The sequence below is a fragment of the Methylobacterium nigriterrae genome (genome assembly GCF_037106235.1).
GTDB classification, from domain to species: domain Bacteria; phylum Pseudomonadota; class Alphaproteobacteria; order Rhizobiales; family Beijerinckiaceae; genus Methylobacterium; species Methylobacterium nigriterrae.
The window spans coordinates 1-293 of record NZ_JBAWTG010000716.1; the positions used below are offsets into that span (position 1 = coordinate 1).

At 71.3% G+C, this 293-nt stretch carries 1 protein-coding gene; it reads left to right on the forward strand.

The annotated features are described in order from the left end of the window. On the forward strand, nucleotides 1-293 hold a 293-nt coding region (locus tag WDW90_RS38850), incomplete at both ends, for a response regulator (RefSeq protein ID WP_336492964.1).

Genomic DNA, 293 nt, shown 5'->3' on the forward strand with positions numbered 1-293 from the left:
TCACGATCGAGCCCGACCCGCACCGTGCTCTCCTCACGGCGACCGAGGGCGCCTTCGACGCGGTGCTGGTCAGCCTCGATCTCGAGGGCTTCGACGGACTGCGCCTGTGCAGCCAGCTGCGCTCGCTCGACCGCACCCGCAACGTGCCCCTGATCATGATGGCCGAGCCGCATGACCGGGCCCGGATCGTGCGCGGCCTCGTTTTCGGCGTGCACGATTACCTGCTGCGCCCCGTCGACCGGAACGAGCTCGTCGCGCGCGTGCGCACGCAGGTGCGCCGCCGGCGGTTCTCC